The organism is Myxococcus vastator, assembly GCF_010894475.1.
GTDB classification, from domain to species: domain Bacteria; phylum Myxococcota; class Myxococcia; order Myxococcales; family Myxococcaceae; genus Myxococcus; species Myxococcus vastator.
In genome coordinates this window covers 1-2,156 of sequence record NZ_JAAIYB010000756.1, presented here as the reverse complement: position 1 = coordinate 2,156, position 2,156 = coordinate 1, and the positions used below count along the sequence as shown (strand labels likewise).

The 2,156-nt window shown below is 60.5% G+C and carries 2 protein-coding genes; both read right to left on the bottom strand.

Annotation, left to right across the window (positions count from 1 at the left end; all coding sequences use genetic code 11):
* Nucleotides 1-1,329, bottom strand: a 1,329-nt coding sequence (locus G4D87_RS36930) for a CHAT domain-containing protein (RefSeq protein ID WP_205507874.1), incomplete at its 3' end; no start/stop codon positions are given.
* A gap of 87 nt (nt 1,330-1,416) precedes the next feature.
* Nucleotides 1,417-1,770 (bottom strand): hypothetical protein, encoded by a 354-nt coding sequence (locus G4D87_RS36925; RefSeq protein ID WP_163787466.1) that lies wholly within the window; start codon nt 1,768-1,770, stop codon nt 1,417-1,419.
* Nucleotides 1,771-2,156 lie beyond the last annotated feature (386 nt).

Here is a 2,156-nt window from a genome sequence, read left to right as displayed (position 1 = left end):
TTCTTCGAGCGTTCGCCGGAGCACTCCGTCACGTGCCGCCAACTTCGCGACTTCTGGCTCCAGGTTCTCCCACTTGCGCTCGGAAATCATTGGGGCCTGGTCAATGCTGATGACCGGGCGAACATGCCTTCTTGCGAAGAGCGTCGGCATGTCCTGTGTCGAAGGGGCTCCATACGCGGTGCTGTATGCGCTATGTCGGATGAGGACCGTTTCACGTGGTTGGGCATCATCGAAGCTGCGTGGAGGCGGATCGCTGAATGGAAGCAAGGCTCGGATGTCTCCCGCCCTTGCATATAATTGAATCGAAATTGAATCGTGAGAACGTTCCTTGAGAGCGAGTTCGGTCCGCGCCGCAGCGAGTGCTGTTCGCATGTTCTCCCGGCATAGGAGCAGCTTTCGGTAGAGGGCCTCTGTGAAGGTGATGGAGCCCGAACATGTCAAGGGCAACCGGGATGCCAGCACGGCGGGCACGCCCTGCCGGTGGAACATCCGGGCACTGCTCTCCATAAACGCTCCCGGAGTGCCCGCATCCCCCCCCTTGCAGGCGCAGATTGTGACGAGCCGAAGCGATCTGGAGTCGCTGGCTTCAAATAGCAGATGCTGCAGGTCGGCCGCATCCAAGAAGTCCGGCTCGCTGTCGTCGTCCTGCTTCGGATCGAAAATGAGACCATGGAAGTTTGTGCTGTCCTCTTCCTTTTGGCCTCCGTGACAGAGCAGATGGAGCGCCGTGACGGGATGCTTTGCAGCCGCCATCCTGGCTGCAAGTCGGCTCTGGTTGACATTATGCAGGACATCTTGGTTCGGATCGAAATCCAGGCCTGCCTCCCGGCAGATGTTCGACAAGGCTTCAATGTGCTTGATGAATGGGACGGACCCTCCGGCTTCCGAGTAGGCGAAAAGGATTCTGCCGGTCGGGCGCATTGGCGATACGCTCGAAACGTCGGTGGCACATTCGTATTGAATTAGGCAATTCGCCAATCTCCCCAGCCTGCGTCGAGCTGTCAGGCGGAGGAGTTCCCAGGGAAGATAAAAAATGTCGTCCGCACGGTGAGAGCGGAGCGTGAGGTGAACGGGCCTGTCTTCAGTCAGGGCCTGGACGATTTTGCTTTCGACAAGGGGCCACGCTGTAGGCGCTAGGAACCGTCGAAGCTCCTGCCCGAACTGTTCGAGCAATACGGCTCCAGGTTCTCCAGTGCTGAGTGCTTCGAGTTGGGGCCGGAGTTGGTCCCACGGGATTTGGAGTGTACTGGCATCGCCACCCGTGGGCTTGAAGTTGTACTCCCTGGGACTCCAGGTAAATTCTTTTCCGTCGCCAAAGAACTCCAACACGACCTCGAGAGGTTCTTCCAAGATAGTCACGCGCGATCCTCTCTGCGAAATGACGCTTCACAGAGAGGACGCACGAGGCGCGTATTGTTACCTCGCTTTTCGACGGGACTGCGAGCCGAGGTACCGCGATGAATGCACGGTCATGGGCAGACGAACCGCGGGGTCTCCCAGCAGGACGTAGCTGGCGAGGTCGTGGTACTTGAGCCAGCGAAAAGCCCAGTCCGCTGGGCTTTCCTGCGGGCGCCGCTTCTCAGATTGGGCCACACGCGCCTGATGGGCGGTCGCGCTCAGCCAGCGTCCGAGCTCATTGGTGGCATCAAGCAGCGGCTTCATCGCTGCCCCAGCACGCACTTGATGGCCCAACTGCTCGATCACCTGATGAAATCGAGCGTGCCTGGCGCGTCCCTGGTCGTTGAATCCCAGGGTCCAGGCCAGGTCCACGTGTCCCACCACGGCCAGGGGACCCTCTGGATTCGCCAGTGCCGCCTGGGGAAGCGCAGCGACGAAGGGCCGCTCGCCGGGTGGCGGTAAGGACGCCAGCGGACTGATTCTTGTTGCCTGAAGCGAGGGCAGGTCTCGCAGCCAGGGCGTATAGGCGCTACGCGCGGGCGTCCCTGCACTGAAACAGGCCAGTCCGAACCAGATGCCACCAGGGAGGAAAGGCCGCGACGCGACATCGGCCGCTGTGAGCAGTTGTTCGGTAACCGTTCAGGGGTAGTGTTGAGGCCGTCGTCGCGGTGTGCAACCCGTGGCGGATGCACACGAAAACCCCTGCGACGCTGGAATCGAAGATTGAACGACTGGTCCACGAGCACCTGGTGGAGCAG